General features: G+C 52.9%; 1 protein-coding gene. It reads left to right on the top strand.

Annotated features, from left to right (window positions below):
• Positions 1 to 255 (top strand): Lrp/AsnC family transcriptional regulator (locus tag E3E30_RS11215; protein WP_167729660.1); only part of this gene is annotated, 255 nt, incomplete at both ends.

A 255-nucleotide genomic window follows, 5' to 3' on the forward strand; every position in this document is an offset into this window, starting at 1 on the left:
GGTTATCAAAGGCTACGCCCCCGTTCTCGACTACGAGAAGCTCGGCTTTGGCCTAACCGCGCTGATTGGAATCAAGGCGCAGGGAAGGAAGATAGCGGAGATAGAAAGGAAGATAGCCGAGAAAACCAGGGCGATGATGGTCTACGACATAACGGGCGAGTTTGACATCTTCGTCATAGCGAAGTTTAGGGACAGGGCGGACATGAACCGCTTCGTGAAGTGGCTTCTATCCCTGGACGGGGTTGAGAAAACGAA

Source organism: Thermococcus sp. 9N3, assembly GCF_012027685.1.
GTDB lineage: Archaea > Methanobacteriota_B > Thermococci > Thermococcales > Thermococcaceae > Thermococcus > Thermococcus nautili.